Raw genomic sequence first — 14,658 nt, 5'->3', positions numbered from 1 at the left:
TGAAGCCCCCATGTCCGCGACCCTGAGCAAACCCCTGGCACCTTCCTGGGTCAGCCGATTCAAGGAACAGAGCCTGGAGCGTGGTCGCCGGTATGCACTGGAGAATCGCGTCAGGATAGTCGAGGTCGGCGACGCGACGATCAGCGCGGCGTGCGAAGGCTCTGGCGGTAACGTTTACCGTCAGACCATTCGCCTGCGCGAGTCGGCCAAAGGCACCTTGCTGATGGTCGATGCCATCTGCTCCTGCCCGGTCCACAGCAACTGCAAACATTGCGCGGCGGTGCTCCTGCAAATCCAGGAAACCCTCGACTATCCCGCCGCCGCCAAAGACGCCGAGCTTCTGGAAAAACTCCAGGCGGTGCTGGAAAACCGTAGCCCCAAGGCGCCACCGCAGGTACTGGTGGACAACGTACAACCGGTACCGCGCCTGTGGCTGGCGAGCATCGAGTTCAGCGCCTTCGAACCGCGCAACGGGCGGATGCAGCGTTACATCCAGCATCGCGCGGCGCTGTCTTTCAGTTATCTGGATGAGTACGTTTCAGGCCAGAAGAATTCCGACATCCTGATTCGCCAGGAGACCCAGACACTACGGATAAAACGCCACCCGGACGTCGAACAGTCCTACCGGGAACAGCTGCGAATCCTCGGCTTCAAGATCGCCACCCGTCAAAGCAAGGCCCTGCCGGAAAGCGCCGGGGAACTGTTTGAGATGGTCAATGACAGCGCCTGGCTGACCTTCACCCTCAATGAACTGCCGAAGTTGCGCACCCAGGGCTGGGAGCTGCAGATCAACGAGGACTTCGGATTCGACCTGACCGCCGTGGACGACTGGTACGCCACGGTCGAACAGGTGCCGGAGCGCGACTGGTTCGATCTGGAGCTGGGGATCATCGTCAATGGCGAGCGGCTGAGCCTGTTGCCGATCCTGTTGAACCTGATGCGCTCCCACACCGAACTGCTCAACCCGGAACGCCTCGCCCGCCGGCGCGACGACGAGCTGATTCTGGTCAACATTCCCAACCGGCCGAACGCCGAGCACGGCCCCTTGCAAGTCGCCCTGCCCTTCGGCCGCCTGAAACCGGTACTGGCGACGCTTGGCGAGTTCTATCTTCAAGAACCTGGCGAAACCACATTACGCCTGAGCAAGGCCGACGCCACGCGCCTCAACTCGCTGGAAGACCTGCCGCTGCTCTGGGAAGGTGGCGAGCAGATCCGCAGCTTTGCCCAACGCCTGCGCGACATCAAGGACTACGCCGCCACGGCACCGGACGGCTTGAACGCGACACTGCGCCCGTATCAGCTCGAAGGCCTGAGTTGGATGCAGTCGTTGCGCCAACTGGAAGTCGGCGGCATCCTCGCGGACGACATGGGCCTGGGCAAAACCCTGCAGACACTGGCGCACGTTCTTACCGAAAAAAACGCCGGTCGCCTCGATCGCCCCTGCATGGTGGTGATGCCCACCAGCCTGATTCCCAACTGGCTCGACGAAGCAGCGCATTTCACCCCACAACTCAAAGTGCTGGCGCTGTACGGCGCCAGTCGCAAAAAGCATTTCGACAACCTGGCCGATTACGACCTGATCCTGACCACCTATGCGTTGCTGCCCAAGGATGTCGAACGCCTGGCGGCGCAGCCGTTACATGTGCTGGTGCTGGACGAAGCGCAATACATCAAGAACCCCAACAGCAAGGCCGCCCAGGCAGCCCGCGAACTGAATGCTCGTCAGCGCCTGTGCCTGAGTGGCACGCCGCTGGAAAACCACCTGGGCGAACTGTGGTCGCTGTTTCACTTCCTGCTGCCGGGTTGGCTCGGCGACGTCAAAAGCTTCAACAGTGATTACCGGGTGCCCATCGAAAAGCGCGCGAGCGAAGTCAGGCTTCAACACCTCAACAGTCGGATCAAACCCTTCCTGCTGCGTCGCACCAAGGAACAGGTGGCTACCGAGTTGCCGCCGAAAACCGAAATCATCCATTGGGTCGAGCTCAACGAAACCCAGCGCGACCTGTACGAAACCATGCGCCTGGCCATGGACAAGAAAGTCCGCGACGAAATCACCCGCAAGGGCGTGGCCCGCAGCCAGATCATCATCCTCGAGGCGCTGCTCAAGCTGCGTCAGGTGTGTTGCGATCTGCGCCTGGTCAATGACGCAACCCTTCCGGCGCGGGGCAGCACCTCGGGCAAGCTCGACAGCCTGATGGAAATGCTCGAAGAGCTGTTTGACGAAGGCCGCAAGATTCTGCTGTTCTCGCAGTTCACGTCAATGCTGGCATTGATCGAAGACGAGCTGAAAAAGCGCGGCGTGGCCTACGCGCTGTTGACCGGACAGACCCGCGACCGTCGTACACCGGTGAAGGAATTCCAGAGCGGCCAGCGCCAGATCTTTCTCATCAGCCTGAAAGCTGGCGGCGTTGGCCTGAACCTGACGGAAGCGGACACCGTGATTCACTACGACCCATGGTGGAACCCGGCAACGGAAAACCAGGCGACCGACCGCGCCTATCGCATCGGCCAGGAGAAGCCGGTGTTCGTCTACAAGCTGATTGCGCGCGGCACGGTGGAAGAGAAGATCCAGCACCTGCAGAAGGAAAAATCCGACCTGGCAGCCGGGGTACTGGATGGGCGGCAGGCTGGAGACTGGAAGTTGCAGAGCGATGATATCGAGGCGTTGTTTGCGCCGTTGCCGGATAAGCTGGAGAAGCGTTGATATCTGCGGCGCCTGGTAGATCGCTATCGCTTTTGTAGGAGCGAGCATGCTCGCGATGAACCCGAGAGCGCCGTGGGGTGCCAGGCTTCCCGCGTAATCGTTGACGACCATCGCGACGGTGCGACGATTCGACATGCTCGCTCCTACACCGCGATGGGGTCAACCAGGTTTACAGCCTGGTCAGGACCTGGCAGCAGGCAAAGGCGCAAATAGCGCTTCGATATCACTCTGTTCAAGCTTCCACCCGCCGGTTGTCCCACCCTCAAGTACCGCCCCGGCCAGCGCCGCCTTCTCTTGCTGCAGCGCCTGTATTTTTTCTTCCACCGTACCGCGGGCGATCAGCTTGTAGACGAACACCGGCTTATCCTGACCAATCCTGTAGGCACGGTCCGTGGCCTGGTTTTCAACCGCCGGATTCCACCATGGATCGAAATGAATCACGGTATCTGCTGCGGTCAGATTGAGCCCCGTGCCACCGGCCTTCAGGCTTATCAGGAACAACGGGACCTTGCCGCCCTGGAAGTCCTGGACTGGCGTACGCCGATCCGTGGTTTCGCCGGTCAACAGCGAATAGCCGATACCCCGCTGCTGCAATTCTTCCTCGATCAACGCCAGCATCGAAGTGAACTGCGAGAACATCAAGATCTTGCGACCTTCACTGAGCAGCTCTTCGAGCATTTCCATCAAGCTGATCAGCTTGCCACTACCGGCACGAAGTGCTTTTGCAGTGAGAGGCATTTTGATCAAGCGCAAATCGCAGCACACCTGACGCAACTTCAGCAACGCGTCGAGGATGATGATCTGGCTACGCGCCACACCGCTGCGGGCAATCTCGTCACGCACCTTCTTGTCCATCGCCACACGCACGGTCTCATACACATCCCGCTGCCCATCACTGAGTTCAACCCAATGCACAATCTCCGATTTTGGCGGCAATTCGGTCGCGACCTGCTCTTTCTTGCGACGTAGCAGAAAGGGCTTTATCCGGGCTGTCAGGTGCTGCATCCGTTGGCTATCGCCATGTTTCTCGATCGGGGTACGGTAGTCGCGATTGAAGGTTTTGCTGTCACCCAGCCATCCGGGCAACAGGAAGTGAAACAGTGACCACAACTCGCCGAGATGATTTTCCAGGGGCGTGCCGGACAGGCACAAACGCTGCCTGGCCTGCAGATCCCGGGCAGCTTGAGCGGCCTTGCTGAGCGGATTCTTGATGTTCTGCGCCTCATCGAGAATCAGCACGCTCCAGACCTGTGGTTGCAAAACCTCAAGATCACGAGGCAGCAATGCGTACGTCGTCAGCACCAGATCGTATTCGGCAAGGCTGATGAAGTCTTTTTGCCGAGTGGCGCCATGCAGCGCGAGGACTTTCAACTGCGGCGTGAAGCTCGCCGCCTCATCGAGCCAATTGGGAATCAGGCTGGTTGGCATCACCGCGAGAGCAGGCAGATCCAGTCGTCCCGCCTGCTTTTCCAGTAACAGATGGGCCAGGGTTTGCAGGGTCTTGCCCAAGCCCATGTCGTCGCCGAGGATACCGCCGACCTCCAGCTCACGAAGGGTTTGCATCCAGTTCAGACCTTCAAGCTGATAAGGACGCAAAGTAGCGTTGAGGCCCTGGGGAGCAGCAACATTCTGATGTGTCGATTCACGCAATCGCCTGGCGAAACCACGCAAACGCTCGCCGCCCTGCCAGACCAACGGCAGTCCGTCCAACTCACTCAATCGTGCCGCGTCCGGGCCGTTCAAACGCAGGGAGGCGCCGGTGCCCTGGCCCAAATACAACTCACCAAGGGTCGCCATCAACGGTTTGATCCGCCCAAGGGACAGCGCAACTTTCAGGCCTGATTTGGCATTCCACTGGCCTTCATTGAGATTGACCATCACCTGCTCATCATCGTCGCGCAAGGCCAGCTCTGCCGGACTTAACAATTGCGGCTGTTTGCGCAACAACTGCAGCAGAATCGGCAGCAAACTATGGCGTTCGCCATTGACCACGATGCCTAATTGCAGGTCAAACCACTCACGCCCGGGAGACTCTTCGACGTCGGCGAACCATTGCTCAACAGGCTGCAGATTGAAATGAAAGCTGTCATCGATATGGATTCGCCAATTGGCCTCTCTGAGGGCGGGTACACCGGATTGCATAAAAGCCAGCCATGTCGAGTCATCGGCTAAATCGAACATTTCACCTGCGCTATCGGGTAGCGCTTCACTCTTGCGTGTGGCTTTTTTGAAGCCTTGTTTTTGCAAGACCTGACGCAGGCGCTTTTCGGCGGTGGGTTTGCGTTGAATGCGCTGGGTTTCAGTACCTGACAGAAACAGTATTTCCGAAGATTTCCTGTCCGCCGCCATGTGACCGTTGTAGGTAAACGCCAGTGCTGCGCGGTGCTCCGGCTCGTACTTCCAGCGCCTGAAACTGTTGGTACTGGCAAGCGTCAGGAGCGCTTGGGGTTCGACGTCATCGACTATTCGTTCGGTCAAGGCATGCGGTGCAGGCACGACACGAGTCACTGCACTCATGCGATGGCTGAACTGCGTCGCCTGGCGTGCCGGAACGGCAGGCGCCAATGACAGGTGGCAGGCCAGTTTATCATCGAGCTCACTTTGCAGCAGCCCAACCTCCAGCCGTTCGCGGTCCAGGTAGTACAAGGGCTCCAGTGCCAGAATCGTTTCTTCTGGCGCTTGGTCGGTACGCCATTGAGGCCGAAAACTGCCGTTGGCTTGCTCGGCCCAGGCAAACCGCCCTGACCTGTTCGCTCCGGGCACAAGGGCTTGCAATTGCTCGAAGTCGAGAAACAGCCTCGAGGTTTTCAATGCTAATTGCAGGACTTCGGCGCCACTGCTGCCTTGCAGCGGGTAACTGCTGTAAAACGAGTGACGGGAGTGAATGGCGACCAGCAATCTGGCGATGCGCAAGTCGAGCTCGGACAAATACCCTGGCTCTCGCATCAATGCTTCGGACAGTGAGTACACTGGCTTGATGTCCTGCAAACGGCCATCCTTGAGCTGACGAGCCTTGCAAATGTCCAGCATCCACTTGCCAGCAGTCGAGGTTGCTTCAAGTTTATAGACCCAGCATGTACCGGTGCCTTGAACAGCTCCATCGACACGCGGGAGCCCCTGAGGAACATCATTGAGCCAGCGCTCCAGATCACGATTGAGCTGTGTCAGGGCCTCACTTTTAAACGAGTCCGCTGGAAGCTCTTCCAAGCTATAAAGGACGGTTGCGCAGTGCTTGCAATCGCTTGAAACGGGGCATGAACAAATGCAATCCAGCTCGAAATCGCCGTCTGGGTCTTCGATGAGTACGATGCACTGCTCATAGACATTTCCTTCGGAGCCTTTGCAACTCGCAGTAATAGTGTTGTCGCTCAGCTCGTGAATCTGCACTCGATTCTGATTGGCGTATTTACGCGCCTTTTCCAGAGCGCGATGACTGAAAGCCTCCGACCAAGGCAGCTCCTGAAGTTGCTCAATGATTGTCAGCATGAAATCAACGCTTCTCGAAATAATTGATGTTTACTGGTGTCAAGGCTCAGACCCTGTGAGCACCCGCGCCAACGTCGACCTCACCTTACCCATCCCCTCGCGCAACGCCCGTTCGATCTCAGTCATGCTGATCACCGATGCCGACTTGCCCGCCGCCGGATTCACCACCAACGCCAGACAGGCGTAATCCAGTTCCAGCTCGCGGGCCAGGGCCGCTTCCGGCATCCCGGTCATGCCGACGATGTCGCACCCGTCGCGCTCCAGACGCAGGATCTCGGCAGCGGTTTCCAGCCGCGGGCCCTGGGTGCAGGCATACACACCCTGACCACTGAAACCCACGCCTTCGGCCACCAGCGCTGCAATCAAGCGCTGTCGCAGCGATTCGCTGTAGGGGTAGCTGAAATCAATATGGATGACCTGCTCCAGGTCATCGGCAAAGTAGCTGTGCTCGCGACCGCTGGTGTAGTCGATCAACTGATGCGGCACACAGAAATGCCCGGTGCCCATCGCCCCGCTGATCGCGCCCACCGCGTTGACCGCAAGAATCGCCTCGGCACCGGCCTGCTTGAGTGCCCACAGATTGGCGCGATAATTCACCCGGTGCGGGGCAAAACGGTGCGGGTGACCATGCCGCGCGAGAAACAACACTTCCCTGCCGGCGTACTCGCCGATCTGCACCTCGGCAGACGGCCCGCCGTAGGGGGTGTCCAGCGCCAATGACTGACGAATCTCAAGGCCTTCCAGCCGAGTCAGGCCGGTACCACCGATAATCGCGTAAACCGTCATGGCGCTGCCCTCAATCGAAGCCGTCAATCGATCAATTGTGCATCCCTGAGCGCGCCCACGGCTGCCAGCCAGCGCGGATCCTGGCGGTATTCGGTGCTCGCATATGCCTGGCCGCGCATCCGCGCAATGCGCGCCGACGGCTTGACCTTCAGGCGCTGGGCGGCGCTCAGGGCCAATTCGGCGGCCGCACGGTCGTTGCACACCAGGCCCATGTCGCAACCGGCGGTCAACGCCGCTTCAATACGGCTGGCGGCATCGCCCACCACGTGGGCACCGGCCATGGACAGGTCGTCGCTGAAAATCACGCCGTCGAATTGCAGCTCGCCACGCAGGATGTCCTGCAGCCAGCGCCGGGAGAAGCCCGCTGGCTGCGCATCGACCTGTGGATAAATAACGTGGGCGGGCATGACGGCGGCCAGTTGCTTGCTCAACGTGGCGAATGGCACCAGGTCATGGGCGCGGATCTGGTCAAGGCTGCGTTCGTCATTGGGGATCGCGACGTGGGAATCCGCCTCGGCCCAGCCGTGGCCGGGAAAATGCTTGCCGGTGGCGGCCATGCCCGCGCTGTTCATGCCGCGAATGAAAGCACCGGCCAGCAACGCGGCACGCTGCGGATCAGCTTCGAACGAACGGGTTCCGACCACGGCGCTACGCTGGTGATCGAGATCCAGCACCGGGGCGAAGCTCAGGTCCAGGCCAACGGCCAGCACCTCGGTGGCCATGATCCAGCCGCACTGCTCGGCCAGGTATTCGGCGTTCGGGTTGTCGGCGATGGCACGCATCGCCGGCAGTCGCACGAACCCTTGGCGCAGGCGCTGGACCCGCCCGCCCTCCTGGTCCACCGCCAGCAGCAGGTCGGGACGAATGGCGCGGATCGCCGCGCTCAACTCGCGGACCTGGCGCGGATGTTCGATGTTGCGGGCGAAAATGATCAGGCCACCCACTTCGGGCTGGCGCAACAATTGGCGATCTTCAGCCGTCAGCCAGGTACCGGCGACGTCCACCATCAACGAGCCTTGCAGGCCAGCAGTCATAGGAATTCCTTGATAACGATAAACCCGGTTCGCAGCGATGCGCCGCCCTGGGCTGTACCCGGGAGGTCGACGATCATGAGCGGGAGCGGGTTCAAAACGAGAGTCGGCATGGGCGGCTAGCTTATCGGATGTCAGCTGCCGCGCCCACCCATGAGCGGCTAAACCTTGGCGGCAACCGGTGTCGATTTGCTACGAGGACGCAACTGCGCGGTGGCCATGGCCGAGTCGGTGACACCCGATTCGGCACGCATGCCGGCCGCCAGGAACGGCACCATCAGGCGCATGACCGTCTCGATGGAGGTGTTGACCCCGAAGTCGGTCTCGGCGATGGCGCGCAAGGCCTTGATACCGGACATGCTGAACGCCGCCGCACCCAGCATGAAGTGCACGCGCCAGAACAGTTCAATCGGCGGGATGCGCGGGGCAGCCTCGTTGACCAGCATCATGTAGCGGCGAAACACCTTGCCGTACATGTCTTCCAGATAACGACGCAAATGCCCCTGGCTCTGGCTGAAGGCCAGCCCCAGCAAACGCATGAAGATCGACAGGTCGTTGCCGCTGCGCGGTTGCACCACCAGGGCTTGCTCGACGAGGATTTCCAGCAGTTCCTCAAGGGAAGGCTTGTTTTCAGGCTTGGCCTGGCGTCGCTCCAGCTCTTTGTCGAGGCTGATGCAGAACGGCCCCAAAAAGCGCGAGAAGACGGCCTGGATCAGCGCTTTCTTCGAACCGAAGTGATAGTTCACCGCTGCCAGATTGACACCGGCCTTGCTGGTAATCAGGCGCAACGAGGTTTCGGCGAAACCTTTTTCCGCGAACAACTGCTCGGCAGCATCGAGAATGCGTTCAACGGTTTCCGACTGGGCCATGGCTACTCCGCCTGACATACACTTGTTTGAAACATACGTTTCAGCCCGTGGGTTGTCAAGTCTGGCGGTAGGTTTCGGAAATGGTCGGTCAGCCATTTAACCACACATCCGCAAAGCTTCCATCAGCAGGCTGAGCGACCGTCTGGCGGCCTGCAAAAAAAGGGGCATTGCCAAGACCGTTCCACTGTATATAATCCCAGTCACTGTATAAAAAGACAGAGCGATCAATATGCTAAAGCTGACGCCACGCCAAGCCGAGATTCTGGCCTTCATCAAACGCTGCCTGGAAGACAACGGCTACCCGCCGACCCGCGCGGAAATCGCTCAGGAACTGGGTTTCAAATCGCCCAACGCGGCGGAAGAACACCTAAAGGCGCTGGCCCGCAAGGGCGCGATCGAGATGACGCCGGGAGCTTCACGCGGCATTCGCATTCCCGGCTTTGAGGCCAAGGCCGACGACTCCAGCCTGCCGATTATTGGCCGGGTCGCAGCCGGCGCGCCGATTCTCGCCCAGCAACACGTTGAAGAATCCTGCAACATCAATCCTGCGTTCTTCCACCCTCGCGCCGATTATCTGCTGCGCGTGCACGGCATGAGCATGAAGGATGTGGGTATTTTCGATGGCGACCTGCTGGCCGTCCACACCACCCGCGAAGCCCGCAACGGCCAGATTGTGGTTGCGCGGATCGGCGACGAAGTCACCGTCAAGCGCTTCAAGCGCGACGGCAGCAAAGTCTGGCTGCTGGCCGAAAACCCCGAGTTTGCCCCTATCGAAGTGAACCTTAAAGATCAGGAACTGGTGATCGAAGGCTTGAGCGTCGGCGTCATTCGCCGCTAAAAGGAGGCTTTATGCAGTTCCCACATTCACCACGGCAAGCCCAACTGCCGCTACTGTTCGAGGCGTTCCTGGCACAGCCATTGACGCCAATCCTGAAGGAAGTGGTCGAGTCGCCCTGGAGCGCCGAGCCCGAGGTCTTCAGTGAACTGTCTCTGCGTGGTGCAGCCGGGAACTGTCTGAACCTTCTGGCGCCGATCCTGCGGGAACTCAGCCAGGACCAGGATGCCCGCTGGCTGACCCTGATCGCCCCGCCCGCCAGCCTGACCCAGGCCTGGCTGCGGGACGCCGGCCTCAATCGCGAACGCATCCTGCTGCTGCAACCACGCGGCGCCCAAAGCGCCCAGCAACTGACTTGCGAGGCCCTTCGCCTCGGCCGCAGCCACACGGTGGTCAGCTGGCTCAACCCGCTGAGCACAAACTCACGGCAACAGCTGATCAGCGCCGCCCGCATCGGGGACGCTCAAAGCCTGAATATTCGACTGGGTTAACGGCGCACGCTGAGCGCGCGGGGCTTCTACAAGGACAGAGAAGCCTATTGGAGGCAGCGCCGGTAAAATTTGAAGGCAGTGCCGACAAAACCGACGAGCGGGGTCAATGCAGGACCCGCGGCCCCTCTTCCTTTTCGAATTCGCCTTCAACCATGCGCCCTGCCATCTGCACGCCGACGCTCAACATCGCCTTGGCGACTTCTACGTGCTGGCCTTGCAGGAACGCTTTGGCGTCCTCGGAGAAATCCAAAGTAACCAGGGAACCCTCGTCCTCAGCCCTGCGCAGCTCGATTCGACCGTCTGGTAACTCGACAATTTCTAGAAAGGACGTTGGCATAAAGGTCTGTTCTCCACGAAAGGCGGGCATTATATAGGCATCGGCCAGGCTTCGCTCGGGATCTTGACCAGATGCCATCGCGAAAAACGGTCAGCAGTCGAGCAAACAACCCCAAGGGTCGTTCGCTGTACTGTTCAATCCCTCAGCACTCGTTCAAGCCTTCGCGAAAACGGATGGCCAGGCTTTTCAGGTTTTGCCGCCAGCTCTCCAACTCCTCGCGACCCAGCTCCCGGGGCGCCTCTTCATCGAGGTTTACCGCCAGGATCAACGGCTGCGTCACATCACCTTTAGGCTTGTGCGGCGCTCGTGGCGGCTGAAACAACGCAGCGTGGGCAGCCAGCAACTTCGCCAGCCAGGTTTCCGGGTTGTTGGCCAGTTCGACCATCTCGGCCATTTCCGGAATAGCGATGCTTTCCAGCACTTCGCGAGTCAGCAACGATTCGGCCCGGGAGGCATTGGCTTGAGGCAAACGATAGAAGCCGGCAATCTCGTGACACAGGCCCAGCAAGGCTCCGTACAGGTGAAACAACGCCGACTCTCGCTCCGCCTGAATCAGCGCCAGGGAATTCATCGCCCGCCCCTCTTCGGCTTTGGCGAGAGCTTCCAGCGACAGGCCGGCGAAATAAATCTTCTGGTTGGTACGGGTATAGAGTTCGTGGGCCATGACGGCAGCCTCCACAACGAAATAATTGCTTCACGCAGGTCAGACAGTGTCGTGGATCAACTCCTTCTCCCGCAAGCATTGTCTGATCCTGAAGTAGATACCGCCTCATACGGGAGATCACTACACCCGAAATCAGGCCGGCCGGTCGGCCGCCTCGCTTTTGCTTTGGCTTTGATCTTCTTGCCCCTCGAGAGGCCGAGCGCAGGTTCTGCGCATGCGGCCTGAAGAACCTTTTTTTTGCTGGATTTTTTTGGCGTACATATCCATTGCTGCGGTAACGGCCACTTATGGTTTCGCCCTTACGGCGAGTCCCTTTTTCAAACACAAACGCCAAAAAGGAACCAAAAGGCTTTTGCCCCACCACTCGGTGCCTCGCTGTGGCTCGGCATGCCCTCACTCCGGCATTGCTCCGTGGGTCGCCGCGATGGGCCATCCTTGGCCCAGCGCGGCTAAACCGGCGTCCTGCCGGTTTACCCACTGCGCAATGCCTGCGTTCGGCCATCGTGGTTTAACGGGGCGCCCAGATCAAAAACACAAGCGAGGCGGCCTGACAGCCGACCTGACTTCAAGTGAACACGTTTCCCTGTAGATACTCTGTTCACGGTCAAGCTTTCGCGAGATGTTTTTTGCTAAAAAGCTTGGCCGTATTAAATTCTTCTCCAGAGCGCATGCATGCCCATAACCCGGTTAGGTATTTGCGCATGACCGCGCCGATGGCCTGCATTTTCTTCTTGCCGCGCGCTACCAGTGCCTCGTAGAAGGCCTTCACATTCTCATCACAACGGATTGCCGTCATCGCCGGCATGAACATCGCTGCACGCAAGTAAGCATTACCGCACTTGGACATTCGTCCTGGCCGGTTCACGCTGGTGCCTGACTGGGTCAGTCTGACATCCAGGCCTGCATAGCGGCTTACCTGTGCCGATTTAAGCGTCACTGGAAGGGTCGTCAGCTCAGCCAGTGCGGCGATGGCCGAGGCCTCTCCAACGCCGGGCGCCGCCATCATGCAGCGAAATTGCAGGCTCAGATCAGGGCATTTGGCGATGGCGTCGCGCGCAGCCTGTTTTAATCGATCGATTCGAGCGTCCAACGCGCTTATCGCGTCTTTCTCATCCTCGATCAGCAGTGCGATGCTCGTTTCTGTCGCTTGTAGCGCATGCAGCTCGTTCTTGGCTCGCGTCCGATGGCCAATCAGTCGGTTGATGTGGCGACCAATCGCACGCAGCATCATCTGTTCCGCAGTGGGCGGGACCCACAGCCTAGGCCCCATACGCTCGCCGTATTCGGCCAGCAGTTGGGCATCGATCTGGTCAGTCTTGCTGTTTTGCAACATCAGCTTGGCAAAGTTGTGGAAGCTTTTGGGGTTGATCACCGAGACCGGCAAGCCGGCGGCGTGCAATTCCATCGCAAGATCCAGGTAGTAAATACCGGTAGCCTCCATGACAACGCTCAGCGGCTTGAGACGTAGCAGCTTTTCCACAGCGGCCTTGCGACCTTTGGGCGTGTGCAGAATGTCTCCATTGCCTGCTGCTTTGCCGTTCTGCCGCCATCCCATGGCTGAACTGCGAGCACTGATATCTATGCCGACATGCGCATTCATTGCTTTTCACTTCCTTGGCTTTAGGTAAGATTGCACCTGGTTCCCCCGACCTCGAACTTCATGCCACTGCAACCTTGTAATGCGAAGTCCGACTTGTCGGCTTCTCGATACTCTTCGTGGTGGGCAATGAGGCGGGGGGGCCTCTCTACAGACAAGGTCAGGAGCAAATCCTGCCTTCAGGAGCGATCGGCCTCCCCCAGAAACGTACTTGCTGTTGAATGAATCCTTGAGCGTAACCTCTCTCATGGAATCAAGGTCAACATACAAGGAGCGATGCTTGCTCGCGATGGACGTCAACGATAACGCGCCCTGCCTGGATGATCGCGTTGTCTGGAAGTTCATCGCGAGCAGGCTCGCTCCCACAGGGAAATGCGGACAGACCTGCAATCAGGTCGGCTTTAAGGCCGCCTCGCTTTGGCTGTTGCTTTTGCTTTTGCTCTGGCTTTGATTTTCTTGCCACCTCGAGAGGCTTCGTTCCGGTTCTGCGCAGTGGGTAAACCGGCATGGATGCCGGTTTACCCGCGCTGGGCCAAGGATGGCCCATCGCGGCGGGCCCTGTAGGAGCGAGCATGCTCGCGATGGTCGTCAACGATGACGCTGGGCAACGGTGCTCTCAGGTTCATCGCGAGCAAGCTCGCTCCTACAGGCTTTTCCAAGTGACTCGCTAATGAAATGGCTACCCCCGCCGCCCCCTGCGATCGCCCACTAAGCTTTCGCAGGGGGCTCACCGGAGACTGTTGCCATGAACGAAATATCTATCGCCGCCATCGATTTGGGAAAACACACTTTTCACCTGCATGCGCAGGATGATCGTGGTCATGAAGTTTGCCGCAAAAAATTCACCCGGTCGGCACTCATGCAGTACCTGATGAATCTCCAACCCTGCACCGTCGTGATGGAAGCCTGTGGTGGCGCCCATTTCATGGCACAGGAGGTGGCCAAGCTTGGGCATATACCCAAGCTCATTGCCCCTCATCTCGTGCGCCCTTACGTGAAAAGCAACAAAAACGACTTCGCTGATGCCGAAGCGATTTGCGAGGCCGCTACTCGCCCAACGATGCGCTTTGTGCCGGTCAAAAACCAAGCCCAGCAAGCGCTGGCCATGCTCAACTCGACACGTGATGCGTTCATCAAGGACCGCACTGCGGCCGTCAATCGTATTCACGCCGCTCTTCTGGAGGTCGGCGTCAGCCTGGCCCCGAGCCTCAAATCGATTCGATCTCTTTCGGCGCTGCTTGAAGCGAGCTCAATGGCTCAGCCCTTCAAAAACACTCTGACGAGGCTGTATCAACACTTCAAGCATTTGGACGAGGAGATCAAATCGCTGGACAAGGATGTGGAGTGCCAGGCCGCTGAAGATGATCTGGCGACTCGTTTGATGACCATGCCGTGTGTCGGTCCGATCACCTCCACCGTCCTGGCTGCCGAATTGGGCGATGGCAAACAGTTCAAATGCGGCCGAGACTATTCAGCCTCGATCGGGCTGGTGCCCAAGCAGCATTCCACGGGCGGCAAAACCGTACTGCTGGGCATCAGCAAGCGCGGCGATCGCAACCAGCGACGCCTGCTTGTCCAGTGTGCCCGCGTTTACGTGAGGTATCTGGACCGCCAGAAAGGCTGGCTGGCGGACTGGGTCCGGCAGCTATTGGCCCACCATCACTCCAACCATGTGGTTTGCGCGCTGGCCAACAAGCTGGCGAGGATCGCCTGGGCGATTGCGGCACACCACACTGAATTCGATGCAGGGCCAAGCGCGATGAACGCCTGACCCTGCTGTCACCCGAGCATCACCCACCTGGTTTTGCGATGCTGGATAACTGATGACGTGAACGGCCAACCGGCCTGACGACAACCC

At 59.2% G+C, this 14,658-nt stretch carries 12 protein-coding genes; 5 read left to right on the top strand and 7 right to left on the bottom strand.

Going from position 1 to position 14,658, the window contains the following annotated elements:
• Positions 1 to 10: 10 nt before the first annotated feature.
• Positions 11 to 2,704 (top strand): SNF2-related protein, encoded by a 2,694-nt coding sequence (locus tag ACA058_RS09055; protein WP_497638768.1) that lies wholly within the window; start codon positions 11 to 13, stop codon positions 2,702 to 2,704.
• 180 nt (positions 2,705 to 2,884) lie between these two features.
• On the opposite strand, the gene ACA058_RS09050 is transcribed toward ACA058_RS09055, so the two are convergent.
• The 4 genes from ACA058_RS09050 to ACA058_RS09035 all read right to left on the bottom strand — a co-directional run bounded on the left by ACA058_RS09050 (position 2,885) and on the right by ACA058_RS09035 (position 8,876).
• Positions 2,885 to 6,190, bottom strand: a complete 3,306-nt coding sequence (locus tag ACA058_RS09050) for a DEAD/DEAH box helicase (protein WP_497638767.1) — start codon at positions 6,188 to 6,190, stop codon at positions 2,885 to 2,887.
• 39 nt (positions 6,191 to 6,229) lie between these two features.
• A complete protein-coding gene (locus ACA058_RS09045) occupies positions 6,230 to 6,976 on the bottom strand; it encodes an S-methyl-5'-thioinosine phosphorylase (protein WP_497638766.1) in 747 nt (248 codons plus the stop codon).
• 23 nt (positions 6,977 to 6,999) lie between these two features.
• The gene (gene nagZ / locus ACA058_RS09040; protein WP_497638765.1) at positions 7,000 to 8,010 is read right to left on the bottom strand and encodes a beta-N-acetylhexosaminidase; all 1,011 of its coding nucleotides are present in this window, start codon (positions 8,008 to 8,010) and stop codon (positions 7,000 to 7,002) included.
• A 158-nt stretch (positions 8,011 to 8,168) separates the two neighbouring features.
• Positions 8,169 to 8,876, bottom strand: coding sequence for a TetR/AcrR family transcriptional regulator (locus ACA058_RS09035; RefSeq protein WP_497638764.1), 708 nt, complete (start codon positions 8,874 to 8,876; stop codon positions 8,169 to 8,171).
• Between the two features lie 229 nt (positions 8,877 to 9,105).
• On the opposite strand from ACA058_RS09035, the gene lexA reads away from it, so the two are divergent.
• Together lexA and sulA are read left to right on the top strand one after the other, a co-directional pair.
• Entirely contained in the window at positions 9,106 to 9,714 is a 609-nt protein-coding gene (lexA, locus tag ACA058_RS09030) for a transcriptional repressor LexA (protein WP_008064450.1), read from the top strand.
• An 11-nt stretch (positions 9,715 to 9,725) separates the two neighbouring features.
• Positions 9,726 to 10,202, top strand: coding sequence for an SOS-induced cell division inhibitor SulA (gene sulA / locus ACA058_RS09025; protein ID WP_497638763.1), 477 nt, complete (start codon positions 9,726 to 9,728; stop codon positions 10,200 to 10,202).
• Positions 10,203 to 10,305: 103 nt separating this feature from the next.
• Here the strand turns inward: sulA and ACA058_RS09020 are convergent, their stop codons facing one another.
• The 3 genes from ACA058_RS09020 to ACA058_RS09010 all read right to left on the bottom strand — a co-directional run bounded on the left by ACA058_RS09020 (position 10,306) and on the right by ACA058_RS09010 (position 12,803).
• On the bottom strand, positions 10,306 to 10,539 hold the full coding sequence (locus tag ACA058_RS09020; protein WP_008064452.1) for a hypothetical protein: 234 nt from the start codon (positions 10,537 to 10,539) through the stop codon (positions 10,306 to 10,308).
• 142 nt (positions 10,540 to 10,681) lie between these two features.
• Positions 10,682 to 11,203, bottom strand: coding sequence for a DUF6586 family protein (locus tag ACA058_RS09015; protein WP_497638762.1), 522 nt, complete (start codon positions 11,201 to 11,203; stop codon positions 10,682 to 10,684).
• Between the two features lie 604 nt (positions 11,204 to 11,807).
• Positions 11,808 to 12,803 carry an IS110 family RNA-guided transposase gene (locus ACA058_RS09010; RefSeq protein WP_497634894.1) on the bottom strand — a complete coding sequence of 332 codons (996 nt, stop codon included), beginning with the start codon at positions 12,801 to 12,803 and terminating at the stop codon, positions 11,808 to 11,810.
• A gap of 277 nt (positions 12,804 to 13,080) precedes the next feature.
• On the opposite strand from ACA058_RS09010, the gene ACA058_RS09005 reads away from it, so the two are divergent.
• Positions 13,081 to 13,251 carry a hypothetical protein gene (locus ACA058_RS09005; protein WP_497640037.1) on the top strand — a complete coding sequence of 57 codons (171 nt, stop codon included), beginning with the start codon at positions 13,081 to 13,083 and terminating at the stop codon, positions 13,249 to 13,251.
• 294 nt (positions 13,252 to 13,545) lie between these two features.
• The gene (locus tag ACA058_RS09000) at positions 13,546 to 14,571 is read left to right on the top strand and encodes an IS110 family RNA-guided transposase (RefSeq protein WP_497634895.1); all 1,026 of its coding nucleotides are present in this window, start codon (positions 13,546 to 13,548) and stop codon (positions 14,569 to 14,571) included.
• The last annotated feature ends 87 nt before the right edge of the window (positions 14,572 to 14,658 follow it).

It is taken from the genome of Pseudomonas sp. LBUM1649, assembly GCF_059716155.1.
The sequence above is the reverse complement of the archived record's forward strand: the minus strand, read 5'-3'. Positions and strand labels throughout refer to the sequence as shown.

Excerpts from the sequence above, each read along its gene's own strand:
- ACA058_RS09055 (WP_497638768.1), top strand. The coding sequence starts at position 11 with ATGTCCGCGACCCTGAGCAAACCCCTGGCACCTTCCTGGGTCAGCCGA.
- ACA058_RS09050 (WP_497638767.1), bottom strand. The coding sequence starts at position 6,190 with ATGCTGACAATCATTGAGCAACTTCAGGAGCTGCCTTGGTCGGAGGCT.
- ACA058_RS09045 (WP_497638766.1), bottom strand. The coding sequence starts at position 6,976 with ATGACGGTTTACGCGATTATCGGTGGTACCGGCCTGACTCGGCTGGAA.
- nagZ (WP_497638765.1), bottom strand. The coding sequence starts at position 8,010 with ATGACTGCTGGCCTGCAAGGCTCGTTGATGGTGGACGTCGCCGGTACC.
- ACA058_RS09035 (WP_497638764.1), bottom strand. The coding sequence starts at position 8,876 with ATGGCCCAGTCGGAAACCGTTGAACGCATTCTCGATGCTGCCGAGCAG.
- lexA (WP_008064450.1), top strand. The coding sequence starts at position 9,106 with ATGCTAAAGCTGACGCCACGCCAAGCCGAGATTCTGGCCTTCATCAAA.
- sulA (WP_497638763.1), top strand. The coding sequence starts at position 9,726 with ATGCAGTTCCCACATTCACCACGGCAAGCCCAACTGCCGCTACTGTTC.
- ACA058_RS09020 (WP_008064452.1), bottom strand. The coding sequence starts at position 10,539 with ATGCCAACGTCCTTTCTAGAAATTGTCGAGTTACCAGACGGTCGAATC.
- ACA058_RS09015 (WP_497638762.1), bottom strand. The coding sequence starts at position 11,203 with ATGGCCCACGAACTCTATACCCGTACCAACCAGAAGATTTATTTCGCC.
- ACA058_RS09010 (WP_497634894.1), bottom strand. The coding sequence starts at position 12,803 with ATGAATGCGCATGTCGGCATAGATATCAGTGCTCGCAGTTCAGCCATG.
- ACA058_RS09000 (WP_497634895.1), top strand. The coding sequence starts at position 13,546 with ATGAACGAAATATCTATCGCCGCCATCGATTTGGGAAAACACACTTTT.